The organism is Caballeronia sp. Lep1P3 (genome assembly GCF_022879595.1).
Taxonomy (GTDB): Bacteria; Pseudomonadota; Gammaproteobacteria; order Burkholderiales; family Burkholderiaceae; genus Caballeronia.
Window position 1 is genome coordinate 1,575,372 of sequence record NZ_CP084265.1, and the last position, 26,150, is coordinate 1,601,521.

The following is a 26,150-nucleotide window of genomic DNA, read 5'->3' on the forward strand; positions in this document are numbered from 1 at the left end:
GAAAGATGTCAGGCGTCGCTCGGGCCGGGCGTGGCCGCCGGATCGGAGCGCAGCTTCTGGCGCACGACATCGCGCCCGACCGCGAGCCGCTTCATGTACTTGAACGTGCCGAGCGCCTTCGCGACGAAGTGCCCTTCGCTGTCGCGAATCTCGCCTTCGCAATAGGCCATCGTGGTCGAGCGGTGCAGCACGCGCCCATAGCCGCGCAATTCGCCGCGCCCCGGCTGCATGAAGTTCACTTTCATCTCGACGGTGACGACGCCCACGCCATCGCCCGCCAGACTGCGCGCCGCGATGGCGAGCGCGGCGTCGAGCAGCGTCATCGTCACGCCGCCATGCGCGATGCCCCACGTATTCATGTGCGATTCGCCAAGCGGCAGGCGCACTTCGCCTTCGCCGTCGACGGCCTTCACGAGCTGCACGCCGAGCGCGTCGATAAAGGGGCTTTCGATCGCGACGCCGTTGCCGGCCTTCTTCTGCGTATCGGTCATATCGGTCATGGCGCTCACACTTCGTAATCGACGCACTGGCGCGCTTCGCGGACCGCGGCCACGAAGTCCTTCAACGCGAGATGCTTCGGATGCACCTGATACGCGTCGAGCGATGCCTTGTCGTCGAAATCGGAGACGAGCACGACGTCATACGTGCAATCGAAACCCGGTTGCGCCGTGCCGACTTCGAAGTGCCCTTGCCCCTTGACGATGCTGCGGCACGTTTCGAGCTTCGCCTTCAGCTTTTGCGCGTTCTCCGCGCGATGTGCGCCCTCGGCGAAGTCCTTCAGTTTCCACATGACGATGTGACGTAGCACGGCGACTCCCTTGTTCGATGAAGCCGCAAGCGTAGCAAACTACGCTTCGCGGCGGTTCATCGCAATCTCGTCCGAGCGTGCGCGCGCGACGCCCGCTTCGCGCATGTCGCGCCATGCGCGCTCGAGCGAGCCGTTCAGGTCGATGGCGCGGCATGCGTCTTCGACGACGGTCGCTTCGAAGCCCGCGGCGCGCGCATCGAGCGCGGACCACGCGACGCAATAATCGGTGGCGAGTCCCGCGAGCCACACGCGCCTAGCGCCGACTTCGCGCAGATATCCGGCGAGGCCCGTGGGCGTCGTGCGATCCGCTTCGACGAATGCCGAATAACTGTCGACCTGTTCGTGATGCCCTTTGCGTATCACGAGGCGCGCGTGCGGCACGTCCAGATCGCGATGCAGCGCCGCGCCCTCGGTGCCCTGCACGCAATGCGCCGGCCAGAGCACCTGTTCGCCATACGGCAGCGCGACGGTCTCGAACGGCGCGCGCCCCGCATGATTGGACGCGAACGACACGTGCGACGCCGGATGCCAGTCCTGCGTCAGCACCACATGCGAGAAGGCGCGTGCGAGCCGGTTGATGACGGGCACGACTTCATCGCCGTGCGCGATGGCAAGCGCGCCGCCCGGCATGAAGTCGTATTGCACGTCGACGACGAGGAGCACGTCTTCCACGGGTTTCATCGCGGCTTCACGCATTGAAGCGTCCATTGGCCGCCGCGAGCCGGCTCACGCGCGCGGCCGGCTGCCATGCTTCGCCGTTGGGCTGCGCTGCGTACTTGCGCATCGCGCGCTCGACGTGGCCAAGGCCGACGCTGTCCGCGTAGAACATCGGGCCGCCGCGCCAGAGCGGAAAGCCGTAGCCGGCGAGATACACGATATCGATGTCCGATGCCTTCGCGGCGATCCCTTCGTCGAGAATCTTCGCGCCCTCGTTGACGAGCGACAGCACGAGCCGCTCGACGATCTCTTCATCGGCGATACTGCGCCGCGCGATGCCCTGTTCCTTCGAATACGCGAGGATCATGCCGTCGACGATCGGCGAAGGCTTCGCCTGCCGCGAGCCGGGCGCGTAGTCGTACCAGCCCGCGCCGGTTTTCTGTCCGAAGCGGCCCATTTCGCACAGCCGGTCCGCGATGCCCGAATAGCGCATCTGCGGCATCTGCGCATAGCGGCGCTTGCGGATGGCCCAGCCGATATCGTTGCCCGCGAGATCGCTCATGCGAAACGGCCCCATCGCGAAGCCGAACTCTTCGATTGCGCGGTCGATCTGCGCGGGCAGCGCGCCTTCTTCGAGCATGAAAAGCGCTTGCCGCACGTATTGCTCGATCATGCGATTGCCGATGAAGCCATCGCACACGCGCGCAACGACCGCCGTCTTGCCGATCTTCTTCGCGAGCTGCATGACGGTCGCGAGCACGTCCTTCGCGGTGTGCTCGCCGCGCACGACTTCGAGCAGCTTCATCACGTTGGCCGGACTGAAGAAGTGCATGCCGACGACATCGCCGGGACGCTTCGTGAATGCGGCGATTCGATCGAGATCGAGCGTCGAGGTGTTGGACGCCAGGATCGCGCCCGGTTTCGCGATCTCGTCGAGCTGGCGGAACACCTGCGCTTTCACGTCGATGTCCTCGAAAACCGCTTCGACGATCAGATCCGCTTGCGCGAGGCGCGCGTAATCGAGCGTCGGTTCGATGAGACGCATGCGCTCTTGCGCGCGCGGCGCATCGAGCTTGCCTCTCTCGACTTGCGCTTCATAGTTGCGGCGAATCGTGGCGATGCCGCGATCCAGCGCGTCCTCTTTCGTTTCGAGCAGCACGACGGGCAAGCCCGCGTTGGCGAAGTTCATCGCGATGCCGCCGCCCATCGTGCCCGCGCCGATCACGCCGACGCGCTCGATCTTTCTTGCGGGCGTCGGCGATGGCACGTCCTCGATCTTGCCCGCCGCGCGCTCGCTGAAGAACGCGTGCCGCAGCGCGCGGCTCTCGGGCGTCTGCACGAGAAAGAGAAAGCATTCGCGCTCGAACGCGAGTCCGCGCTCGAAGCCTTCGTTCACCCCTTTCTCGACTGCATCGATGCACTTGTGCGGCGCGGGGAAATGCTTCGCCCTGATTGCGATTTCGTCGCGTGCGGACTGGATGACGCGCGCGGCATCGGCATGGTCGATCGCGCGATCGCGAACCTTCGGATGCGGGCCACTTCGAGCGCCCGCGCGTATCGCGAAGCGCACGGCGGCATCGAGCAAGTCGCCTCGTGCGATCTCGTCGAAAAGCGCGGTATCCGCGAGCTTTTCCGACTTGACCGGCGCGCCCGACACGATCATGCGAAGCGCCGTCTCGAGACCCACCGCGCGCGGCAGACGCTGCGTGCCGCCCGCTCCGGGCAAGAGGCCGAGTTTGACTTCGGGCAGCGCGATTTGCGCACCGGGCGCAGCGACGCGGTAATGCGCGCCGAGCGCGAGTTCGAGACCGCCGCCCATCGCAATCGCGTGGATCGCCGCGACGACGGGCTTCGCGCTTTCCTCGACGCACTTGATGACGGTGGCGAGCGTCGGCTGTTGCGTGGCCTTCGGCGTATTGAATTCGGTGATGTCCGCGCCGCCCGAGAATGCCTTGCCCGCGCCGATCAGAACGACTGCGCGCACGCTCGCATCGTCGCGCGCGCGTTCGATGCCTTCGACGATGCCGAGCCGCGTCGAATGCCCGAGCCCGTTCACGGGCGGATTGTCGAGCGTAAGTACGGCGACGCCGTCGCGGATGCTGTAGTGCACTGCCATGAGCGTTTTCCTCTGAATCCGCGCGAATGCGGATGATCGATCGAGAATACAGGAAAGGCGAACACCCGTTCAACGCAGGCAGCAAAACGCCCCGGCGATGCGGGGCGTCGGGCTTCATGCGATTCTCTCGCCGCTACGTCGCTCTTTCGACGGCGTCCGGCAAGACGTGATCGCGATACTGCTCGCGCAGCCGCACTTTCTGCAGCTTGCCCGTCGCGGTATGCGGAAGTTCGTCGGCGAACGCGACGTCATCCGGAATCCACCACTTCGCGACCTTGCCCTCGTAGTACGCGAGCAACTCCTCGCGCGTGAGCGTCGCGCCCGGCCGCCGCACCACGACGATCATCGGCCGCTCCGTCCACTTCGGATGCGAACACGCGATGCACGCCGCTTCCGCGACTTGCGGATGCGACATCGCGATGTTCTCCAGATCGATCGAGCTGATCCATTCGCCGCCCGACTTGATGACGTCCTTGCTGCGATCGGTAATGTGCATGAAGCCGTCGGCATCGATGGTGGCGACATCGCCCGTCGGGAACCAGCCGTCGACGAGCGGAGAATCGTCGCGGCGGAAATAGCGGTCGATCACGCACGGCCCGCGCACATGGAGATCGCCGAACGACTTGCCGTCCCACGGCAGTTCGCGGCCGTCGTCGCCGACCACTTTCATATCCACGCCGAAAAGCGTATGCCCCTGCTTTTCGCGCGATGCGCGCTGCTCCTGCGGCGAGCGCTGCTTTTGACGGAACGACAGGCGCGCGAGCGTGCCGAGCGGCGACATCTCCGTCATGCCCCACGCGTGAATCACCTCGACGCCGTATTCGTCCTCGAAGGTTCGCAGCATCGCGGGCGGACACGCGGAACCGCCGATCACCGTGCGCCTGAGCGTCGAAAAGCGCTTGCCCGACTGTTTCAGATACGCGAGCAGGCCGAGCCAGACGGTCGGAACGCCCGCCGAGTACGTGACGCCCTCCGCTTCCATGAGCGCGTACAGGGATTCGCCGTCGAGATCCTTGCCGGGAAAGACGAGCTTCGCGCCGACGAGCGGCCCCGCGTGCGGAATGCCCCACGCGTTGACGTGGAACATCGGGACCACGGGCAGGATCGCATCGCTCGACGAAGCGCCCATCGCATCGGGCAGCGCGGCGGCATACGCGTGCAGCACCGTCGAGCGATGCGAGTACAGCGCGCCCTTGGGATTGCCGGTCGTGCCCGATGTGTAGCAGAGAAACGAAGCCTGGCGCTCGTCGAGCACCGGCCATCGATAGTCGCCGTCCTGCTGCGCGATGAGGCTTTCGTAGCTCATCACCGGCACGCTCATGTCGCCGAGATGCCCGGCGATGCACGCCGCGTCGCCCAGCGCGATCCAGCCCTTCACGTTCGGGCACTGCGGCGCGACGATCTCGACGAGCGGCGCGAACGTCATGTCGAAGAAGACGTAGGAATCGTCGGCGTGGTCGATGATGAACGCGATCTGATCGGGGAAAAGGCGTGGATTGATCGTGTGGCACACGGCGCCCATGCCGCTCACGCCGTAATAGCACTCGAGATGCCGGTAGCCGTTCCAGGCGAGCGTGCCGACGCGCTCGCCCTGTTGCACGCCTAGCGCCGCGAGCGCCTGCGCGAGTTGCTTCGCGCGCTTTTCGCAATCGCGATACGTGTAGCGATGGATGTCGCCCTCGATGCGCCGCGACACGATCTCCGTATCGCCGAAGTGACGCGCTGCATGCGACAGAAGCGACGACGCGAGCAGCGGTATGTCCATCATCTGACCGTAAAGCGGCGACGCCATATATGAAGTCCTCGACGAGTGGAACGCACGACTGGAACGCACGACTGGAACACTTTTGGCTGCGCGATGCTGAGTGCAAGCCCGGGAGCCTTCCTGCAGGCCCGCGGGCGCGGAATTACAATATCGTTTAACTCAGAGGCGCTCAACATGTCGTTTTCCCCAAGCAATGCCGTGCGTGCAACGACCGGCGAAGCCGATGAGCTTCAGTCCCGCGCGCAGTCCATGCAGGCAGTCGCGGATGCCACCCAGAGCGGCCGTCCCGGTTCCTTCGCCGCGCTCGGTCCCGCGTTCCTCACGCGCCTTCCCGCCACGCCCGTTCCGGACCCGTATGTGATCGCGGTGTCGCGCGAGGCGGCCGATAGCCTCGGTTTCGACGCGCGCATCGCGCAGGACGATGAAGCGCGCGCTTTCGCCGACTACTTCGCGGGCAATCCCACGCGCGAGTGGCCCGCCGACGCGCTGCCCTACGCGGCGGTCTATTCGGGACATCAATTCGGTGTATGGGCGGGCCAGTTGGGCGATGGCCGCGCGCTCACGCTCGGCGAAGTCGAACACGGCGGCGAGCGTCTCGAAGTGCAATTGAAGGGCGCGGGCCGCACGCCGTATTCGCGCATGGGCGATGGCCGCGCCGTGCTGCGCTCGTCGATCCGCGAGTTTCTGTGCTCGGAAGCGATGCACCATCTCGGCATTCCGACGACGCGCGCGCTCGCCGTCGTCGGATCGGACTTGCCGGTGCGGCGCGAGACCATCGAGACGGCGGCCATCGCAACGCGCATCGCGCCGAGCTTCGTGCGCTTCGGCCATTTCGAGCACTTCTATGCGAACGAGCGCGTGGACGATCTGAAGACGCTGGCGGATCACGTCATCGAGCGCTTTTATCCGCAGTGCCGCGATGCGGACGATCCCTATCTCGCGCTGCTCGACGAAGTGTCTCGCCGCACCGCCGATCTCATGGCCCAATGGCAAGGCGTCGGCTTCTGCCACGGCGTGATGAACACGGACAACATGTCGATTCTCGGCCTCACGATCGACTACGGTCCGTTCGGCTTCATCGACGGCTTCAACGCGCATCACATCTGCAATCATTCGGATACGCAGGGCCGCTATGCGTACAGCCGGCAGCCGCAGGTCGGCTACTGGAACCTCTTCTGTCTCGCGCAGGCGCTGGTGCCGCTTTTCGGGGCGAATCTGCCGGAGGAAGGCCGCGCGGAACGTGTCGTCGAGGAAGCGCAGAAGATGCTCGAACGCTACAAGACCTATTTCGCGCCCGCGCTCGAAGCGACGATGCGCGCGAAACTCGGACTCGACACCGCGCGCGACGGCGACGACACGCTCGCCAATGGCCTGCTCGAAATCATGCACGCGAACCGCGCGGACTTCACGCTGACGTTTCGCAATCTGTCGAAGATGTCGAAAGCCGATGCCGCCGGCGATGCGCCCGTGCGCGATCTGTTTCTCGACCGCGCGGCTTTCGACGCGTGGGCGGTGCAGTATCGCGAGCGCCTCGCGCACGAATCGCGCGACGACGCGGCCCGCGCGCAGGCGATGAACCGCGTGAATCCGAAGTACGTGCTGCGCAATCACCTCGCCGAGCAGGCGATTCGTCAGGCGAACGAGAAGGACTTCTCGGAAGTCGCGCGTCTTCTCGACGTCCTGCGCCGCCCCTACGACGAACAGCCCGAGAACGAGGCTTATGCCGGCCTGCCGCCGGACTGGGCGAGCGATCTCGAAGTGAGTTGTTCTTCGTAGCGCCATCCCCAACTACACAGCCTCACGCAAACGAAGGAAAGCCATGAACAGAGACGACACTCCCGATACTGCGTCCCGCCCGCTGCAAAAGGACGACGCCACCTATCGCCGCGAACTCGACGACATGCAATATCAGGTCACGCGCCACGCGGCGACCGAACGGCCGTTCTCCGGCAAGTACTGGGATCACTTCGATCGCGGCGTCTACGACTGCGTGTGCTGCGGCACGCCGCTGTTCGAATCGGACACCAAGTTCGACGCCGGCTGCGGCTGGCCGAGCTACTTCAAGCCGATCAACGGCGAAGTGATCCAGGAGAAGACCGACCGCTCGCACGGCATGCTGCGCATCGAAGTGCAGTGCAAGAACTGCGGCGCGCACCTGGGCCATGTGTTCGAGGACGGCCCCGCCCCGACCGGCCTGCGGTATTGCATCAATTCGGCTGCGCTACAATTCGAAGCCAAGTAAGCAAGCGGGTCTCGATGCCGGCACGTCCGGGCGCTCGAAGCCCGTGCATCGCTTCATGCTCGCCCGCTCGCATCGAGCGGGCGTTCGCTTTCGCCGGCATCGCGCCGCGCACCCTCCGCTGCCCTTCACTGCCGCCACGCCAATGAAATTTCTGTTCGATCTGTTTCCGATCATTCTCTTCTTCGTCGCATTCAAGATCTGGGGCATCTATACGGCGACGGCCGTCGCGATCGCGGCGACGCTGGTGCAGATCGCGTGGGTCGCGTTCCGTCACCGTAAGGTGGATCCGATGCTCTGGGTGAGTCTCGGCGTCGTCGTCGTGTTCGGCGGCGCCACGCTCGTGCTGCATAACGACACGTTCATCAAGTGGAAGCCGACCGCGCTCTACTGGCTCTTCGCGTTCGCGCTGATCGTCGCGCAAGCCGGCTTCAGAAAGAACCTGATCGAAGCGATGATGGGCAAGCAGATCGTGCTGCCGCATCGCGTATGGGGGCAGCTCAACGTCGCGTGGGCGGTGTTCTTCGCGCTGCTGGGCGTGGTCAATCTCTTCGTGGCGTATCACTTCACCACGGATCAATGGGTGAACTTCAAGCTCTTCGGCGCGACGGGCTGTCTCGTGCTGTTCATCGTCGCGCAGAGCCTGTGGCTCGCGAAGTACATGAAGGAGGACAATCAATGAGCGCATCGTTCGATTTCATGAATGCGAGCGCGCAGGAAAAGATCGCGCATCTCGAAGCGCGTCTGGCTGCGGCGCTCGATCCGCAGTCGGTGCATATCGAGGACGACAGCGCCGCGCACGCCGGGCACGCGGGCGCCGCTTCCGGCAGCCATTACACGGTGACGATCGTCGCGCCGTGCTTTGCAGGGAAGGCGCGCGTGGCGCGGCATCGGTTGGTTTATGATGCGCTGGCCGATGAAATGCGGCGCAGTGTGCATGCGCTCGCCATCCGCGCCTACACGCCGCAAGAGTTCGCAGAACAATTCGAATAAATCGCGGTCTGCCGGTCATCTCCGACCGGTGCCTGAACCTCAATTCCCGCTAATCGCGCCTTCTGAGGGCGTCTTTTTTTGCTATTTAGGAACCTCCGATGACTTTGAAAAAAAACCGCGTCTGCGTGTTGCTGGCTGCGTTCGCGGCGGCTCCCGTGTTTGCGCAGAACATTGCCGTCGTGAATGGCACGCCGATTCCCACGTCGCGTGCGGATGCGCTCGTGAAGCAACTCGTTCAGCAGGGTCAGCAGGATTCGCCGCAACTGCAGCAGGCGGTGCGCGAAGAACTCATCAACCGCGAAATCCTGATGCAGGAAGCCGGGCGCGAAGGCATCGCGAATCGTCCGGATGTGAAGGCGCAACTGGCCGTCGCGCAGCAGACGGTCGTGTTGCGCGCGCTGATCGAAAACTTCGCGAACAAGAACAAGCCCACCGATGCCGAAGTCAAGGCGCGCTACGACGACCTCGTGAAGCAGCAAGGCGGCGGCAAGGAACTGCATCTGCATCACATCCTCGTGGATAACGAGGCGCAGGCGAAAGACCTGATCGCGAAGATCAAGGGCGGCGCGAGCTTCGAAGACCTCGCGAAGCAGTATTCGAAGGACCCGGGATCGGGCAAGAACGGCGGCGATCTCGACTGGTCGTCGCCGTCCGCATATGTGCCGGAATTCGGCGCGGCGGCCGAGAAGCTCAAGAAGGGCGAAGTCACGGCCGCGCCGGTGAAGACGCAGTTCGGCTGGCACATCATCCGTCTCGACGATACCCGCGATGTCGCGCCGCCGCCGTTCGAGCAAGTCAAGGCGCAGATCGCGCAGCAGATGCAGCAGGAAAAGCTGCAGGCGTTCGAAGAGGACCTGCGCAAGAAGGCGGTCATCAAGTAAGCGCTTCTCGCCGCGAGTCCGCTGAACATACGACAAAGCCGCCCTCGGGCGGCTTTGTCGTTTTGGGCGTTGACTTCCGGCCGCTCGCGATCAGCCGAGGAACCGCCGCGCGTTCTGGAAGACGCGCAGCCACGGGCTTGCGTCCGTCGTCCAGTCGGCGGGCGTCCAGCTCATCTGCACGTTGCGATGCACGCGCTCCATGTGCGGCATCAGCACGGTGAAGCGGCCATCGGGCGTCGTCACCGACGTGATGCCCTGCGGCGAGCCGTTCGGATTGAACGGATACTGCTCCGTCGCGTTTCCGCGATGATCGATGAAGCGCATCGCGACGAGCGCGTTCGCGGCATCGCCCTGTTGCGAGAAGTCGGCGAAGCCTTCGCCGTGCGCGACCGCCACCGGGATGCGCGAGCCTTCCATGCCCGCGAAGAAGATCGACGGCGAGCTTTGCACCTCGACGAGCGAGAAGCGCGCTTCGAACTGCTCCGACTTGTTGCGCGTGAATTTCGGCCAGGCTTCGGCGCCCGGAATGATCGACGCGAGGTTCGACATCATCTGGCAGCCGTTGCAGATGCCGAGCGCGAACGTGTCGGGACGCGCGAAGAACGCCGCGAACATGTCCGCGAGACGCGGATTGAAGCGAATGGTCTTCGCCCAGCCCTCGCCCGCGCCCAGCACGTCGCCGTAGGAAAAACCGCCGCACGCCACGGCGCCTGCGAAGTCGGCCAGCGTCGCGCGGCCCGCGAGCAGGTCGCTCATGTGGACGTCGTGCGCGTCGAAGCCGGCGCGATCGAACGCGTAAGCCGTCTCCAGATGCGAGTTCACGCCCTGTTCGCGCAGGATCGCGACGCGCGGCCGCTTGTTCGTCGCGATGAACGGCGCGGATACGTCTTCCGCCGGATCGAACGTCAGCACGGGCGACAGACCCGGGTCGCTGGCGTCGAGCAGCGCGTCGTATTCGGCGTCGGCGCACGCGGGGTTGTCGCGCAGACGCGCGATGCGCCAGCTCACCTCGCTCCACGCGCGATGCAACTCGACACGCGGCGCATCGAAGATTTTCTTCGCGTCGCGATAGACCTCGATCGCATCGCGCTCGTTCGGCTTGCCGATGACGTGCGAGCACGCCGACAAGCCATGTTCACGCAGCGCGCCCAGCACCGCGTCGCGGTCCGATGCGCGCACCTGCACCACCGCGCCCAGTTCTTCCGCGAACAGCGCGCGGATCGTGCGGTCGTCGCGCCGGCCGCTCGTCTGCTTCGCCCAGTCCTTCGCGTCGCCGTAGTCCGATTCGTGGTTCGCGTCGAGCGTGAGCATGTCCACGTTCAGCGACACGCCCACGTGCCCCGCGAACGCCATTTCGCAGACCGTCGCCCACAGCCCGCCGTCCGAACGGTCGTGGTACGCGAGCAGCTTGCCCTGCGCGTTGAGCGACTGGATCGCGGCGAAGAAGCGCTTCAGGTCTTCGGGATCGTCGACATCCGGCACCGCGTCGCCGACCTGCTGCGTCACTTGCGCGAGGATGCTGCCGCCGAGACGATTGCGCCCGCGCCCGAGATCGATCGCGATGAGCACGGTGTTCGTGTCGTTGACGAGCTGCGGCGTGAGATGCCGGCGCACGTCCTCGACCGGCGCGAACGCCGAGATGATGAGCGAGACCGGCGACACGACTTCCTTCGCGATGCCGTCTTGCTGCCACTTGGTGCGCATCGACAGCGAATCCTTGCCGACCGGAATGCTGATGCCGAGCGCCGGGCACAGTTCCATGCCGATGGCTTTCACCGTGTCGTACAACGCGGCGTCTTCGCCCGCGCTGCCGCACGCGGCCATCCAGTTGGCGGACAGCTTCAGCTTGTTCAGCGATTCGATGGGCGCGGACGCGATGTTCGTCACCGCTTCGCCGACGGCCATGCGGCCCGACGCGGGCGCGTCGATGACGGCGAGCGGCGTGCGTTCGGCCATCGTCATGGCTTCGCCGCGATAGCCCGCGTAGTCCATCGTCGTAATCGCGCAATCGGCGACGGGCACCTGCCACGGACCGACGAACTGGTCGCGCGCGGTCGTGCCGCCCACCGAGCGGTCGCCGATGGTGATGAGAAACGACTTGCTCGCGACGGTCGGATGTTTCAGCACATCGACGGCGACTTCGGACAGCAGAAGCCCGGTCACGTCGACAGGCTCGAACGCGGCGTGCTCGCGCGTCACGTCGCGATGCATCTTCGGCGGCTTGCCGAGCAGCACGTCCATCGGCATGTCGACGGGTTCCTGGCCTTCGTTCTCGTCGTCGATCAGCTTCAGTTCGCGCTCGTCCGTCGCCACGCCGACAACGGCCACCGGGCAGCGTTCACGCTCGCAGATCGCTTCGAACGCGGGCAGATCGGCCGGCGCGATGGCCAGCACATAGCGCTCTTGCGCTTCGTTCGACCAGATTTCGCGCGGCGACAGGCCCGTCTCTTCGAGCTGAACCTTGCGCAGCTCGAAGCGCGCGCCCTTGCCCGCGCCATCGACGAGTTCGGGGAACGCGTTCGAAATGCCGCCCGCGCCGACGTCGTGAATCGAGAGAATCGGATTGCGCTCGCCCTGCTGCCAGCACGCGTTGATGACTTCCTGCGCGCGCCGCTGAATTTCAGGATTGCCGCGCTGCACGGAATCGAAGTCGAGTTCGGCGGTGTTCGCGCCGGTCGCCATCGACGATGCCGCGCCGCCGCCCATGCCGATGCGCAGGCCCGGCCCGCCGATCTGGATCAGCAGCGTGCCCGCCGGAAGGTCGTCCTTGTGCGTGTGCTGATCGGAGATATTGCCGATGCCGCCGGCGATCATGATCGGCTTGTGATAGCCGCGCACGCGGCCCGCGACGTTCTGCTCGTAAGTGCGGAAATAGCCGCCGAGATTGGGCCGGCCGAATTCGTTGTTGAACGCCGCCGCGCCGATAGGACCGTCGATCATGATCTGCAACGGCGACGCGATGCGATCCGGACGGCCATACGGCTGCTGTTCGTCGGCGGGATTGCGCGAGGACGGCGGCGTCGCGCTGTCGCGCGCGTTTTCCCACTTCTGGCGCGCGTCGGGCAGATCCAGGTTCGATACCGTGAAGCCCGCGAGACCGGCCTTCGGACGCGCGCCGCGGCCGGTCGCGCCTTCGTCGCGGATTTCGCCGCCCGAACCCGTCGCCGCGCCCGCGAACGGCGAGATGGCGGTCGGATGGTTGTGCGTCTCGACTTTCATGAGCGTGTGCGTCAGCTCGACATGGCGCTCGTAATGTTCGCGCTCGCCGCGCGGAAACCAGCGCGCCGCGATGCCGCCCTGCATAATCGCCGAGTTGTCCGAATACGCGACGATGGTTCCCTCGTGATTCAGCTTCTCGGTATTGCGGATCATCTGGAACAGCGACATGTCCTGCTTCTCGCCGTCGATGGTCCATTCGCCGTTGAAAATCTTGTGGCGGCAATGTTCGCTGTTAGCCTGTGCGAACATCATCAGCTCGACGTCGGTCGGATTGCGCTTCAGGTCTTCGAACGCGTTCACCAGATAGTCGATTTCGTCGTCCGCCAGCGCGAGGCCCAGTTCCGCGTTCGCGGCTTCGAGCGCGCGGCGCCCCGTGCCGATGATGTCCACCGTCTGCAGCGGCTTCGCGGGCAGTTCGTCGAAGAGATGCAGCGCGAAATCGCGCGAAGCGACGACGCTCTCGGTCATGCGGTCGTGCAGTGCGGCGGCGACCTGGGCGCGCGCTTCGTCCGACAACAACTTCTTGCCGCCGAGAAAGCCGCTTTTCATGACGACCGAATACTCGACGCCGCGCTCGATGCGCCGCACGTGCGCCAGCCCGCAATGATGCGCGATGTCGCTTGCCTTGCTCGCCCACGGCGACACGGTGCCCAGGCGCGGCACGACCATGAAAGTCTCGATGTGGCCGCGTCCTTCCGGCGCTTCGAACGGCGCGCCGTAGTGCATCAGCGCGTGAATGCAGTTCGTGTCTTCATCGGTGAGCGGCGCCGACGAATTCACGAAATGCAGGAATTGCCCGCGCACGCCGACGATATTCGCGTCGATGCGGCTGAGCGTTTCGACAAGGCGGGTCTGACGGAAATCGGAGAGGGCCGAAGCGCCGGGGAAACACGAGAAGTGGGCCATTGTGACGGTGCGTCGATGACGTCTGTGAGCCGCTTGCCGGCACTCGGAGCGCCGAGTGTGCAAGGCGGCGTGAGGCGAAAGGAAGACCGCGATTATAACCCGGAAGCGTCTCGAAATCGGCTGGCGGCGGCCGGCGGCGCGCCTGGACCGTTGCGCGCGCCGAAACGTTCGCTGCCTTTTCGCCGCGTTCGCGAACGAGCCGCATCGTGCTTCGGCGCGCGCCCGCCGGCGGTCCCCGCGCCGCGAATTTGGCGCTATCATGGCGCGCTTTCTTCGGGCCGGCGCACCGCCGCGTCCGCCGTTTCACCGTCAAGACACGCGGCCCTCTCCGGCGCTATCGGCCTTCGGCCTTGCGCCCGCTGCGCCACCGGGCGCGTGCAATCTCCCGCCTGCGGGCGCAAAGAAATATGGATGTCATCGTCATCGGCGGAGGAATCGCCGGCATTGTCACCGCCTACGAGCTGCACGCGGCCGGGCATCGCGTCTGCGTGATCGAACGTCACGCGACCGTCGCCCAGGGCGCGACCTACGGTCAGGGCGGCGCGCTGCTGCCTTCGCCGCTCGACGTCTGGTTCGGGCCGACCTTCATGGCGTCGAGCCGCGCGAAGCAGAGCGGCATGATCGCGAAGACGGCCTTCGACGGCACGGCGCGCGACTTCCTGAAGCAACTCGCCCGCCTGCGCGACCCCGAGGCGTTCGCCGCGCAATACGCGCTGTTGCAGCCGCTCGTCGAGCTATCGCGGCGCGCGCTCGGCCTCATCGAAACGCAGCGCGAACTGGACTACGAACAGCGCGTCGGCATGCTGCACGTCTTCCGCCATGCGCGCGAGCTCGACGAAGCGCAGCCCGCCATCGACTTGCTCAAGCGCTTCGGCGTCGCGCATCGCGTGCTCTCGCCGGAACAATGCGTCGAGGCGGAGCCTTCGGTGCCCGACGATCCCGCCTTCGCGGGCGGCGTGCTGCTGCCGGCCGAGCGCACCGGCAACTGTCCGCTCCTCACGAAGCAGCTCAAGCAACTGCTCGAAGACGGCGGCGTGCAGTTCCGCATGAGCCGCCAGGTCGCCGCACTGCAACTGGACGAGCGCCGCGCGGCCGTCCAGCTCGCGAGCGTGGGCGTGGGCGATGAGCGCAAGCGCGCGGCGGATGTCGAAGTCATCTCGGCCGATGCGGTCGTCGTTGCGGCGGGCGCGGGGACGCCCGCGCTCGTCGGCGGCTTTGCGTCGACGCCTTCGCTCCATCCGCTGCGCGTTCACACGCTGACCGCGCCGGTCGCCTACGAGGAGCGCGCGCCGCATGTGACGGTGGTCGATTCGGTGAAGCGCATCACGATGACGCGCGTGAACCAGCGGCTGCGCGTGGGCGGCGCGGGCGTCTTCCAGAGCATCGCGAAAGCCGACAAGCCCGCTGACGCGGGCCTCGCGCGCCGCGCCTTCGATCTGCTCGGCCAGGGCACGCACGACTGGATTCCGGGCGCCGCGCGCGTGTCGGCGGCGCGTTCGTGGGACGGCGTGCGCCTGCTTTCGGCGGACGGCTTGCCGGCGGTCGGCGCGACGCCGCATCCGCGCCTTTTCGTCAATGCGGCGCACGGTCCGGCCGGCTGGGGGCTTGCGTGCGGCTCTGCTAAAGTGGTCGCGGATCTCGTCTCCGGCCTCACGCCCGACATTCCCGCCGACACGCTCGCGGCGCTGCGCATCGATCGCTTCTGACGCGCGAGCACACGCGCCGCGTGATCGTGGCATGAAGGCTGCGGCCGGAGCGCTTCTGTCGATCACTCGCCCGCGCCGCCATGACACCTTCCGCTCCGTACTTCACTCCCGACGACCACGCTATCGCGCTCCTGACACTCGCGGAGCTGCGCATGCTCGAAGCGCGCTCCGCCGCCGCGCTGCCACCGCATGCGCTGATGGCGCGTGCGGGCGCGTCCGCCGCGCAATGTCTGCTCGATGCCCTCGAGCGCGATCCCGATGCGCGCGCGCTGCCCGTCTGGATCGCGGCGGGCCCCGGCAACAACGGCGGCGACGCGCTCGTGATGGCCGAGCGTCTTCATCGCGCGGGCGTGGCTGTGCGGGTGTGCATGCCCATCGAAGTGAAGCCCGACGACGCGCGCTGGGCGCTGGATTCGGCGCGCGCGGCCGGCGTCGCGATCGAAAGCGAGCCGCCCGCTTCCTCCGATGCTTCCGACGCGTTCGATCGATTCGGCTGGCTCGTCGACGGCATGTTCGGCATCGGCCTCACGCGCCCGCTCGACGGCGTCTTCGCGACGCTCGCCGCGCACATGACGCGGCGCGCGCGGCAGTCCGGACGCGTGCTCGCGCTCGATGTGCCGAGCGGACTCGACAGCGACACGGGCGCGCCCGTCGGCGGCGGGGAGGCGCTGCGCGCGAACGCGACGATCACCTTCATCGGCGCGAAACCCGGCCAGTACACCGCGCAGGGCCGCGATCTGTGCGGCACGCTTCACGTCGCGACGCTGGACGTGGAACCGCCCGCCGCGCCGTCCATCGCGCTAAACGCGACGCCCCTCTTTCGCGCGCACATGCCGCCGCGCGACTACGCGACGAACAAAGGCACGTTCGGCACGCTCGCGGTCGTCGGCGGCGATACCGGCATGTGCGGCGCGCCGATCCTCGCCGGGCGCATGGCGCTCTACGGCGGCGCGGGCAAGGTGCACGTCGCGTTTCTGGGCGAAGGCGGCCCGCCCTACGATCCGCCGCATCCGGAACTGATGCTGCATCACATCGACGGCTTCGCGCTCGACAAGATGGACGCGCTTTCCATCGGCTGCGGTATGGGCAGGAGCGATCGCGCGAAAAAAGTGCTCGCCGATGTACTCGCGCTCGACATGCCGAAACTGCTCGATGCCGACGCGCTCAATCTCGTCGCGCAAGACGACGCGCTCGCCGCCCAGGTCGCGGCGCGCGGCGGCGCGGGCGATCCCTGCATTCTGACGCCGCATCCGCTGGAAGCCGCGCGTTTGCTCGGCACCGACGCGAAAGGCGTTCAGGCCGACCGCATCGCCGCGGCGCGCCGGCTTTCGGCGCGCTATGCCGCGGTTGTCGTGCTGAAAGGATCGGGGACCGTGATCGCTTCAGCGGATGGCCGCGTCGCCGTGAATCCGACCGGCAACGCCGGACTCGCGACGGGCGGCACCGGCGACGTGCTCGGCGGTCTGATCGGCGCGTTGCTCGCGCAGAAACTGCCGCCTTACGAGGCGTCGCTCGCGGGCGTGTTTCTGCATGGACTCGCCGCGGAGACGTTGACCGGCGAAGGCGTCGGCCCGGCCGGACTCACGGCCGGAGAACTCGCGCCGCAGGTGCGCAGTCTCATCAACCGCCGCTTCTATGCGCCGCGCTAGCCGCACGCGCGACGCATTCCGAGCGGCGGTTCATGCATCGTCGCTATACTCGCTTTTGATTCGCCTTTTCTTCGATTCGGGCATCCGCGGGCGCCGCTTTTCGCGCTCACGCACCTTCGAGGGTCGCGGCGCGCGAGTCGCCTGCCCGCATCGCACGGACGTTTCCCACTGTCACTTCTGGATTATCAGACCGCTATGACGCTCAATTCGCTTCCTGCCTGGTCGGCGCTGCAATCGCACTACGATGCCATCTCTGGCGAGCGCCTGCGCGACTGGTTCGCGCCGCAAAACGACACCGCGCCGACGCGCGCCGAGCGCCTGACGTTCGAAGGCGGCGGACTCGCGATCGATTTCTCGAAGAACCGCATCACCGACGCCACGCTCGAACTGCTGGTCCAGCTCGCCGAGCAGGCCGGCGTCACGAAGCGCCGCGACGCGATGTTCAATGGCGATATCGTCAACGTCACGGAAGGACGCGCCGCGCTCCATACCGCGCTGCGCGCGCAGTCGCCCGACGCGCCGTTTCACGAGCAGGTGCAAAGCGAGAAGGCCAAGATGGCCGCGTTCGCCGACAAGGTGCGCAACGGCGCCTGGACGGGCTATACCGGCAAGCGCATTCGTCATGTGGTGAATATCGGCATCGGCGGATCGGATCTCGGGCCGAAGATGGTCGTGCATGCGCTGCATCATCTCGCGTCGAAGGAACTGGACACGTACTTCGTCTCCAACGTCGATGGCGCCGATCTCTACAACGTGCTGCAACAGGTCGACGCCGAAGAGACGCTGGCGATCGTCGTCTCGAAGACCTTCACCACGCTCGAGACGATGACCAACGCGCATTCGATGCGCGACTGGTTCATCCAGCAAGGCTGCCCGGAAGGTCAACTGTCGAAGCACTTCGTCGGCGTGTCGGCGAATCCGGCCGAGGTCGTGAAGTTCGGCATCGCGAAAGAGAACATCTTCGAGATGTGGGACTGGGTCGGCGGGCGCTATTCGCTGTGGTCGGCGGTGGGGCTCTCGATCATGCTGTCGGTCGGGCCGCAGAACTTCGATGCGCTGCTGCAAGGCGCGGACGCGATGGATCAGCACTTCCGTACCGCGCCGCTTGCCGAGAACCTGCCGGTGCTGATGGGCATGATCGGCATCTGGTATCGCAATTTCTTCGGCTCGCAAAGCGATCTCATCGCGCCGTACTCGCAGGCGCTGGACTACCTGCCGTCCTATCTTCAGCAACTGGAGATGGAAAGCAACGGCAAGTCGGCGACGCTTTCAGGCGGCATGGTCGACTACGCCACCGCCGCCGTGATCTGGGGCGAGCCCGGCACGAACGGCCAGCACGCGTTCTTCCAGATGCTGCATCAGGGGCCGACGATCATCCCGATCGACTTCATCGCCGTGCTGACGCCCGAGCATCCGCTCGTCGATCATCATGCGAAGCTGCTCGCGAACTGTTTCGCGCAAAGCGAAGCGCTGATGCTCGGCCGCACGCTCGAGGAAGCGAAGAAGGTCGCGGGTCCTGGCAAGGAAGAGCTGGCGACGCACCTGAGCTTTCCGGGCAACCGGCCCACGACGACCATCATGCTCGATGCGCTCACACCGCAGTCGCTCGGCGCGCTGATCGCGCTTTACGAGCATAAGGTGCTGGTTCAGGGAACGGTGTGGGACATCAACTCGTTCGATCAGTGGGGCGTGGAACTCGGCAAGATTCTCGGCAAGGTGGTCGAAGCCGACATCACCGCGCCGAGCGTCGATGCCGCGAAGCACGATTCGTCGACGTCCGCGTTGATCGAGCGTGCGCGCAAGGCGCTCAAGCGCTGATTCGTCGCGTTTGCCATGAAGCCCGTAGCGTTCGCGCGCTGCGGGCGTCTTTATACGCTCAGGCCGTTGACGAGCCGCCCCGCTTCGATCGTCACCGTGGCATCGCAGCGCTCCGCGAGTTCGGCGTCGTGCGTGACGAGCACGAGCGTCGCGCCATTGCGCTTGTTCATTTCGAACATGAGATCGATGATCGCGTAGCCGGTCGCGGCGTCGAGGCTGCCGGTGGGCTCGTCGGCGAAAAGCACCGCCGGGTGCGTCACGAACGCGCGAGCGAGTGCGACGCGCTGCTGCTCGCCGCCCGAAAGCAGCTTTGGATAATGGCTCGTGCGCTGCGACAGCCCGACCTGTTCCAGCAGCGAACGCGCACGCTGCGCGATCTGATCGTGCGGAATCTCGGCGCGCAATTCGAGCGGCAGCATGACGTTCTCAAGCGCGGTGAGATGCGGCATCAACTGGAACGACTGAAATACGAATCCGACCGCGCCGCTTCTGAGCGCGGCGCGTTCGTCTTCATCGAGCGTCGAGAGTTCCTTCCCGAGCAGGCGAACCGAGCCCTCCGTCGCGCTGTCCAATCCCGCGAGCAAGCCGAGCAAGGTCGACTTGCCCGAGCCCGATGCCCCGACGATGGCCACGCTGCTTCCCTTCGCGATGGACAAGTCGATTCGATCGAGAATCGTCAGCTCGCCCGTTGCGTCCTTTACCCGCTTGCTCAATCCCCGAACTTCGATGACCGGCTCGATATTGTTTTGCATGGACACCTTGAAAAAGAACTGGACCGCGCGTGGCTTCGTCGTGGCCGCGATCGCGAATGCCGCGTTTGCGCTGACGGCATCGCCGAGCGCCGAAGCCGCCGACGCGCAAGCCGCGCAAGTCACACAAGTCACACAAGCGAAGCCCGCAATCGTCGTGCTGGGCGACAGCCTCTCAGCCGAATATGGCTTACCGCGCGATACGGGCTGGGTGAATCTGCTGCGCGAGCGCCTGGCGAAAGAGCGTTTCGATTATAGCGTCGCGAATTCGAGCATCAGCGGGGACACGACGAGCGGCGGCCGCGCGCGCCTCTCGACCGTGCTGGCGCGCATGAAGCCGGCGGTCGTCATCGTGGAACTCGGCGCGAACGATGCGCTGCGCGGCGTGCCGCTTTCCACGACGGAGACGAACCTTCGCGGCATCGTCGATGCATCGCAGGCGGCGCACGCGAAAGTCGTGCTCATCGGCATGTATGTCCCGCCCAACTACGGCCCGGACTATTCGCAGAAGTTCCACGCGGTGTATGAACGCATCGCCCAGGAAAAGAAGGTGCCGCTCGTGCCCTTCCTGCTCGCGGGCATCGAAAACAAGCCGTCGATGTTTCAGGCCGACCAGATGCATCCGACGGTGCAGGCCCAGCCCTTGCTCGTCGACAACGTCTGGCCAACGTTGAAACCCTTGCTGAGCGCAGGCGCGTCGCATTAGCCGACGCGAGTGCGACAGCGCTTCGAAAGAACGCGGAACACGGCCAGGATTTTCTCGCGTCACTCTTATAACCCGCTCATCAGAGAGCGACTCTACAAGGAGGTCACGTGAAATATTTCTCCCTGCTCGCATTGACCGTCGCTGTTTCGGCTTGCGCGGCGCAGCCGCCTGCTGGTGTCCAGCAAGTCGGCACGAGCCAGAAGACGCCGAAGGTCGTCGCTCAATGTATCGCCGAGAAATGGTCGACCAAATCGCAGCAACAGGTCGTATCGCAGGACACGCTCGCCAACGATCAGGCCATCGACGTGTTCGTGCCGGGCCAGCAGCCGCCCAATGGCGCGGCCGCAGTGGTGCGTCCGTCGTGGTCGGGTCCGGGCTCGTGGGTCGGCTTCCGCGCTGCGGGCGCAGCGGGCAGCGACGCGACGGGCGACATTCAGGGCTGCCTGTAACGGCGACATTGCGCCGATGATTCCGAGCATCGGCGCGTTTGGTCCGCTGACGACGCGCAACGAAAAAGCCCCGCTTCCTTTCGGAAGCGGGGCTTTCTTCTTGGAGCGCGCGGTTTTCGCGTTCGCCCGCTTACTCAGCCGATGGCGCGGGCGCCGCGCTCAGCTTGACCTTCGAGCGTGCCTTCAGGGAGTCGATGAACGCTTCCATATCGGCTTGCGCATACACCTGCGCCACCTGCTGCTGCGCACCCGCGAGTCGGTCCGCGGCCACGGGCGCGGCCTTCTCGATTCCGTTCACGCGATAAATCGCGTAGCCATCCGCGCCGAGATCGACGCCCACATAAGCCGGCAGCTTCGACGCGTCAGCCTTGAAAATGGCGCCGAGCGCCGCGGGCGGCACGCCTTGCGCGTCATTGCGCGAGACCGTGACCGCGGGCGTGAAGCCGTCCGTGGACTTCGACTTCTGCAGTTCCGCGAGCTTCGCTTCGCCTTCCTTGCGCGCCATCGCCGCTGACTGCTCCGCGACGACTTTCGCGCGCACGGCGTCCTTGACGACGTCGAATGCGGGCACCGTCGAGGCCTTGTAATCGGTCACGCGCGCGGCGACGAGCGTGTTGTTGCCGACATCCACGGCTTGCGTGTTATTGCGCTCCTTCACCGAATCCGGTGCGAAGACGGCCGCAAGCAACTTGGCGTTGTTGAGCGGGCTGTCCTGCGGCAATTGCGGGTTCGGCTTCGGCCCGACCGTTGCCGTCTGGATGGTGAGCTTGTACTTGTCGGCGGCGGGTTGCAGCGACTTCGCCTTTTCGTAGACGAGATCGGTGAAGCCCTGCGCGCTGTCGGCGAAGCCTTTCGTGCCTTGCTGCGCGGCGTAGTCTTTCGCGACGGCGTCTTTCACTTCGTCGAAGGACTTCGTGACGGACGGCTTCACGTCCGTCGCCTGGATGATGTGATAGCCGAAATCCGACTCCACGATGCCGCTCACTTCGCCCTTCTTCAGGCTGAACGCGGCGTCGTCGAAAGCCTTGCCGCCCGCGATCTGGCCCGGCGCGAAGTAGCCGAGATCGCCGCCCTTGGCTGCGGAGCCGGAGTCGTCCGAGTTCTTCCGGGCGATTTCCGCGAACTGGTCGGGATGCGCCTTGACCTGCGCGAGAAGTTCTTCCGCCTTCTGCCTGGCTTTCGCCTTGTCGGCAACGCTCGCGTCCTTGGGCGCGTTCACGAGAATGTGGCTCGCGCGCACTTCGCCTTGCGTCTTGTAGCGCTGGATGTTGTCGTCGTAGAACTTCTTCAGTTCGGCGTCGCCCGGCTTCGCTGCGGCAGCGAGCGTCGACGGCGACAGTACGAGGTACTGGATCGTCGCGGTTTCCGGCGTCGCGAAGTCGCTGCGATGCGCATCGTAATACGCCTGAAGCTGCGCGTCCGTCGGCTGCACTTTGGCCGCGAAGTCGGTCGCGCGCAGCACGATGCCCTGAACGGTGCGGCGTTGTTCGGCCAGTTCCGTCAGGTTTTGCGCCAGCGACTTCGACGTGAAAGAAGTCTGCTGAATGCTCGCCGGAATCTGGTCGTTCGCGAGCGTGTAGCGCATGCGCTCGTCGTACTGCGCGGGCGTCATGCCTTGCATCGCGAGAAGCTGCTTGTAACGATCGACGTCGATGCTGCCGTCCGGCTTGCGCAGCGACGCGATGACCGGATCGGCGAGGAGCGCGCGGCGCACGGCGTCGTCCGATGCGGTGAGGTGCAGGCGTTGCGCTTCGTCGGCGAGCGCGCGCTGCTGCACGAGGCTGTCGACCATGGCCCTGCGGGTTTCGGGCGAATCGAACATCTTGGCGTCGAACTGCGCGCCGAGCATCGAGCGGGCACGTTCGACTTGCTGCCGGAAGGCGCTTTCGTACTCGGCGCGCGTGATCTTGTGGCCGTTCACGCTCGCGACGTAGGCGCTTTCGTCGAAGAAGTTGCTGAAGCCCTGAATCCCGACGAAGCCCAGTCCGGGCACGATGATGAGAAGCAACAGGGCCATCATCAGGCGCTGGTGATTGCGGAAATAGTCGAGCATGCGTAGCGCTACGTGATTAGACAAAACGCTCGATATTACAACAGCGGGAGGGGAAAAGGCGAAAGGCGGTGGGGTTTCGCACTTTTTCATGAGCGCGTCCGCCGAATGCGCCCGCGCGCGACGACTCGTTGCATGTCGCGCAAGGAAGCTGCGATATTTAGGAAACTTAAGTAACGAGCGCGCAAAGAAAAATCCCGTAAGCCGCAAGGCCTACGGGATTCTCAGTGATTCTGGCGGAGCGGACGGGACTCGAACCCGCGACCCCCGGCGTGACAGGCCGGTATTCTAACCAACTGAACTACCGCTCCCGGATGATGCGTGATGCCGCTGGAACTGGTGGGTGCTGAGAGGCTCGAACTCCCGACCTACGCCTTGTAAGGGCGCCGCTCTACCAACTGAGCTAAGCACCCGGCTTCCGCTTGTGCGGAGGAACCGGTAAAACAGCACCGTTCCCAGCGAGTCAGCTAGTTTAGCGCATCCTTCAGAGCTTTGCCAGCGCGAAATTTCGGGATTTTCGCCGCTTCGATAGTGATCGCGGCTCCGGTACGCGGATCGCGGCCAGTGCGCGCGAGGCGCTCGCCCACCGCGAACGTGCCGAAGCCGACGAGCGTCACGGAGTCGCCCTTCTCGAGCGTCGCGCGCACGCCGCCGATCACGGCTTCGAGCGCGCGGCCGGCTGCGGCCTTGGAGATATCGGCTTCTTGCGCGATGTGGTCGATGAGTTCCGTCTTGTTCATTGAAATCCCCGAATCTGGTTTGGCACGTTGTAATCGATATTGTCCGCATCCGCGATGAACGCGATGCGCGCGCCATTAGAAGCAGCCGAAACGCGCGTGTCAACGAGGGTTGCGCCGGATTCCACGCCCGCAACGAACGCACCGCACGCTCGCCAAAAAGAAAAACCCGCGGACGATGCCGCGGGTTTTCTTGGCTTGCCTGCTACGTTGCGATGGGTCAGTGCTTCACGACATCGCCCGTTGCCGGCTGGTCCTTCTGCGCTTCGGCGGCGACCGGCGTTGCCTTCGTTTCTTCTTCGGGCAGCGGCTCCGGCGTCCGTTCGAGCGCCAGTTCCAGCACACGATCGATCCAGCGCACCGGCACGATCTCGATGGCGTTCTTCACGTTGTCGGGGATGTCGGCGAGATCCTTCGTATTCTCTTCCGGGATCAGCACGAGCTTGATGCCGCCGCGATGCGCCGCCAGCAGCTTCTCCTTCAATCCGCCGATTGGCAGCACTTCACCGCGCAGCGTGATTTCGCCCGTCATCGCGACATCCGCGCGCACCGGAATGCCGGTGAGCACCGACACCAGCGCCGTCGTCATCGCGATACCGGCGGACGGACCGTCCTTCGGCGTCGCGCCTTCGGGCACGTGAATGTGGATGTCCTTCTTCTCGAACGATTCATCCGTGATGCCCAGACGCCGCGAACGCGACCGCACGACCGAGCGCGCGGCTTCGACGGATTCCTTCATCACGTCGCCGAGCGAACCGGTGCGGATCACGCCGCCCTTGCCGGGCATGACCGCCGCTTCGATCGTCAGCAGATCGCCGCCCACTTCCGTCCACGCGAGACCCGTCACCTGACCGATCTGGTTTTCCTTCGCGGCCAGACCGAAGTCGTACTTGCGCACGCCGAGGAAGGTATCGAGGTTGGAACCATCGACCTTCACCGCGCCTTCGGCCTTCTTCAAGAGCAGCATCTTCACGACCTTGCGGCAGATCTTGGAGATTTCGCGCTCGAGCGAACGCACGCCGGCTTCACGCGTGTAGTAGCGAATGATGTCGCGGATGGCTTGCTCCGTGACGTCGATCTCGTCTTCCTTCAGGCCGTTGTTGCGCTTCTGCTTCGGCAGCAGATAACGCTGCGCGATGCTGACCTTCTCGTCCTCCGTGTAACCCGAGAGACGGATGACTTCCATCCGGTCGAGCAACGGCGGCGGAATGTTCAGCGAGTTCGACGTCGCGACGAACATCACGTCCGACAGGTCGAAGTCCACTTCGATGTAGTGGTCCGCGAACGTGTGGTTCTGCTCCGGGTCGAGCACTTCGAGCAGCGCGGATGCCGGATCGCCACGGAAATCCATGCCCATCTTGTCGACTTCGTCGAGCAGGAAGAGCGGATTACGCACGCCGACCTTCGCGAGGCTCTGCAGAATCTTGCCAGGCATCGAGCCAATGTACGTGCGACGGTGGCCGCGGATCTCGGACTCGTCGTGCACGCCGCCCAACGCCATACGCACGAACTTGCGGTTCGTGGCGCGCGCGATCGACTGCCCGAGCGAAGTCTTGCCGACGCCCGGAGGCCCGACGAGGCACAGAATCGGCGCCTTCACCTTCTCGACGCGTTGTTGAACCGCGAGATATTCGAGGATGCGTTCCTTGACCTTTTCGAGACCGAAGTGGTCTTCGTCGAGCACGCGCTCGGCATTCGAGAGGTCGTTGTTGACCTTGCTCTTCTTGCGCCACGGCAAGCCGATCAGCGTGTCGATGTAGTTGCGCACGACCGTCGCTTCCGCCGACATCGGCGACATGAGCTTCAGCTTTTTGAGTTCGGCGTCGGCCTTCTTCTTGGCTTCCTTCGGCATGCGCGCGGCGGCGATGCGCTTCTCGAGTTCCTCGAGATCCGCGCCCTCTTCGCCTTCGCCCAGTTCCTTCTGGATGGCCTTGACCTGTTCGTTCAGGTAGTACTCGCGCTGGCTCTTTTCCATCTGACGCTTCACGCGCCCACGGATGCGCTTCTCGACCTGGAGAATGTCGATTTCGGCTTCGAGCTGGGCGAGCAGATGCTCCAGCCGCTCGACGACCGGAAACATTTCCAGAATGTGCTGCTTCTGATCGAGCTTGAGCGGAAGATGCGCGGCGATGGTATCCGCAAGACGACCCGCTTCGTCGATGCCCGACAGCGACGTCAGGATCTCGGGCGGAATCTTCTTGTTGAGCTTCACGTACTGATCGAACTGGGAGACGATCGCGCGGCGCAGCGCCTCGGTCTCGGCGCTGTCGGCGTGATCCGGTTCGAGCGGCATCACGTCGCAGGAAAACTGCGTTTCCTGCTCTTCAATGGAGAGCGTCTTTGCGCGCTGCAAACCTTCGACGAGCACCTTCACCGTGCCGTCCGGCAGTTTGAGCATTTGCAGGATGTTGGCGATACATCCCACTTCGTACATGTCTTTTTCGGTCGGCTCGTCCTTCGCCGCCGTTTTCTGGGCGACGAGCATGATGTGCTTGCCGCCTTCCATCGCGGCTTCGAGGGCCTTGATCGACTTGGGCCGCCCAACGAAGAGCGGAATCACCATGTGCGGGAACACGACTACGTCGCGCAGCGGGAGCAGCGGCAGCGTGATGCGTTCCTGCGGGAGGAGTTGGGTTCCTGACATTTCATTTCCCCATTAATGGAATCGGTTCGTTCGTAAGTAAGGCCGTTAAGAGCTATTG

Annotated in this window: 20 protein-coding genes and 2 tRNA genes; 10 read left to right on the top strand and 12 right to left on the bottom strand. The window is 65.1% G+C overall.

Annotated elements, in window-relative coordinates; genetic code table 11:
* Positions 1-8 precede the first annotated feature (8 nt).
* From LDZ27_RS07405 to LDZ27_RS07425, 5 genes are all read right to left on the bottom strand, one after another.
* Positions 9-491, bottom strand: a complete 483-nt coding sequence (locus tag LDZ27_RS07405; RefSeq protein WP_244816073.1) for a PaaI family thioesterase — start codon at positions 489-491, stop codon at positions 9-11.
* A gap of 14 nt (positions 492-505) precedes the next feature.
* Positions 506-808, bottom strand: coding sequence for a Dabb family protein (locus LDZ27_RS07410; protein ID WP_244813493.1), 303 nt, complete (start codon positions 806-808; stop codon positions 506-508).
* A 39-nt stretch (positions 809-847) separates the two neighbouring features.
* Entirely contained in the window at positions 848-1,489 is a 642-nt protein-coding gene (gene pncA / locus LDZ27_RS07415) for a bifunctional nicotinamidase/pyrazinamidase (protein WP_244816074.1), read from the bottom strand.
* Between the two features lie 7 nt (positions 1,490-1,496).
* Positions 1,497-3,581 (bottom strand): 3-hydroxyacyl-CoA dehydrogenase NAD-binding domain-containing protein, encoded by a 2,085-nt coding sequence (locus LDZ27_RS07420; protein ID WP_244813494.1) that lies wholly within the window; start codon positions 3,579-3,581, stop codon positions 1,497-1,499.
* Between the two features lie 133 nt (positions 3,582-3,714).
* Positions 3,715-5,373: a 3-(methylthio)propionyl-CoA ligase gene (locus LDZ27_RS07425; RefSeq protein ID WP_244813495.1), complete on the bottom strand. Its 1,659-nt coding sequence runs from the start codon at positions 5,371-5,373 to the stop codon at positions 3,715-3,717.
* Between the two features lie 222 nt (positions 5,374-5,595).
* Between LDZ27_RS07425 and LDZ27_RS07430 the strand changes: the two genes are divergently transcribed.
* The 5 genes from LDZ27_RS07430 (at position 5,596) to LDZ27_RS07450 (ending at position 9,459) form a co-directional block, all read left to right on the top strand.
* Entirely contained in the window at positions 5,596-7,122 is a 1,527-nt protein-coding gene (locus LDZ27_RS07430; RefSeq protein ID WP_244816075.1) for a YdiU family protein, read from the top strand.
* A gap of 43 nt (positions 7,123-7,165) precedes the next feature.
* The gene (gene msrB / locus LDZ27_RS07435; protein ID WP_244813496.1) at positions 7,166-7,588 is read left to right on the top strand and encodes a peptide-methionine (R)-S-oxide reductase MsrB; all 423 of its coding nucleotides are present in this window, start codon (positions 7,166-7,168) and stop codon (positions 7,586-7,588) included.
* A 142-nt stretch (positions 7,589-7,730) separates the two neighbouring features.
* A complete protein-coding gene (locus LDZ27_RS07440; RefSeq protein ID WP_244813497.1) occupies positions 7,731-8,267 on the top strand; it encodes a septation protein A in 537 nt (178 codons plus the stop codon).
* Positions 8,264-8,578, top strand: coding sequence for a BolA family transcriptional regulator (locus LDZ27_RS07445; protein ID WP_244813498.1), 315 nt, complete (start codon positions 8,264-8,266; stop codon positions 8,576-8,578). Before LDZ27_RS07440 ends, LDZ27_RS07445 begins: the two co-directional genes overlap by 4 nt.
* Before the next feature lie 98 nt (positions 8,579-8,676).
* Complete coding sequence (locus LDZ27_RS07450) at positions 8,677-9,459, top strand: peptidylprolyl isomerase (protein WP_244813499.1); 783 nt, start codon at positions 8,677-8,679, stop codon at positions 9,457-9,459.
* Positions 9,460-9,549: 90 nt separating this feature from the next.
* Here the strand turns inward: LDZ27_RS07450 and purL are convergent, their stop codons facing one another.
* The gene (purL, locus tag LDZ27_RS07455; RefSeq protein WP_244813500.1) at positions 9,550-13,584 is read right to left on the bottom strand and encodes a phosphoribosylformylglycinamidine synthase; all 4,035 of its coding nucleotides are present in this window, start codon (positions 13,582-13,584) and stop codon (positions 9,550-9,552) included.
* Between the two features lie 407 nt (positions 13,585-13,991).
* On the opposite strand from purL, the gene LDZ27_RS07460 reads away from it, so the two are divergent.
* The 3 genes from LDZ27_RS07460 to pgi all read left to right on the top strand — a co-directional run bounded on the left by LDZ27_RS07460 (position 13,992) and on the right by pgi (position 18,757).
* Positions 13,992-15,290 carry an FAD-dependent oxidoreductase gene (locus tag LDZ27_RS07460; RefSeq protein ID WP_244813501.1) on the top strand — a complete coding sequence of 433 codons (1,299 nt, stop codon included), beginning with the start codon at positions 13,992-13,994 and terminating at the stop codon, positions 15,288-15,290.
* An 80-nt stretch (positions 15,291-15,370) separates the two neighbouring features.
* A complete protein-coding gene (locus LDZ27_RS07465) occupies positions 15,371-16,939 on the top strand; it encodes an NAD(P)H-hydrate dehydratase (RefSeq protein ID WP_244813502.1) in 1,569 nt (522 codons plus the stop codon).
* A 195-nt stretch (positions 16,940-17,134) separates the two neighbouring features.
* Positions 17,135-18,757, top strand: coding sequence for a glucose-6-phosphate isomerase (gene pgi / locus LDZ27_RS07470; protein ID WP_244813503.1), 1,623 nt, complete (start codon positions 17,135-17,137; stop codon positions 18,755-18,757).
* A 50-nt stretch (positions 18,758-18,807) separates the two neighbouring features.
* Here the strand turns inward: pgi and LDZ27_RS07475 are convergent, their stop codons facing one another.
* Positions 18,808-19,509 carry an ABC transporter ATP-binding protein gene (locus tag LDZ27_RS07475; RefSeq protein WP_244813504.1) on the bottom strand — a complete coding sequence of 234 codons (702 nt, stop codon included), beginning with the start codon at positions 19,507-19,509 and terminating at the stop codon, positions 18,808-18,810.
* Here LDZ27_RS07475 and LDZ27_RS07480 point away from each other — a divergent pair.
* A complete protein-coding gene (locus tag LDZ27_RS07480) occupies positions 19,508-20,212 on the top strand; it encodes an arylesterase (protein ID WP_244813505.1) in 705 nt (234 codons plus the stop codon). The two genes, LDZ27_RS07475 and LDZ27_RS07480, sit on opposite strands and share 2 nt — an antisense overlap.
* Positions 20,213-20,319: 107 nt before the next feature.
* Entirely contained in the window at positions 20,320-20,661 is a 342-nt protein-coding gene (locus tag LDZ27_RS07485) for a hypothetical protein (protein WP_244813506.1), read from the top strand.
* Between the two features lie 130 nt (positions 20,662-20,791).
* On the opposite strand, the gene LDZ27_RS07490 is transcribed toward LDZ27_RS07485, so the two are convergent.
* The 5 genes from LDZ27_RS07490 to lon form a co-directional block, all read right to left on the bottom strand.
* Positions 20,792-22,714 carry a SurA N-terminal domain-containing protein gene (locus LDZ27_RS07490; RefSeq protein ID WP_244816076.1) on the bottom strand — a complete coding sequence of 641 codons (1,923 nt, stop codon included), beginning with the start codon at positions 22,712-22,714 and terminating at the stop codon, positions 20,792-20,794.
* 231 nt (positions 22,715-22,945) lie between these two features.
* A tRNA-Asp gene (locus LDZ27_RS07495) sits at positions 22,946-23,022 on the bottom strand.
* 26 nt (positions 23,023-23,048) lie between these two features.
* Positions 23,049-23,124, bottom strand: a tRNA-Val gene (locus LDZ27_RS07500).
* A gap of 54 nt (positions 23,125-23,178) precedes the next feature.
* Positions 23,179-23,451 carry an HU family DNA-binding protein gene (locus LDZ27_RS07505; protein ID WP_244813507.1) on the bottom strand — a complete coding sequence of 91 codons (273 nt, stop codon included), beginning with the start codon at positions 23,449-23,451 and terminating at the stop codon, positions 23,179-23,181.
* 217 nt (positions 23,452-23,668) lie between these two features.
* A complete protein-coding gene (gene lon, locus LDZ27_RS07510; RefSeq protein WP_244813508.1) occupies positions 23,669-26,092 on the bottom strand; it encodes an endopeptidase La in 2,424 nt (807 codons plus the stop codon).
* Between the last annotated feature and the right edge of the window lie 58 nt (positions 26,093-26,150).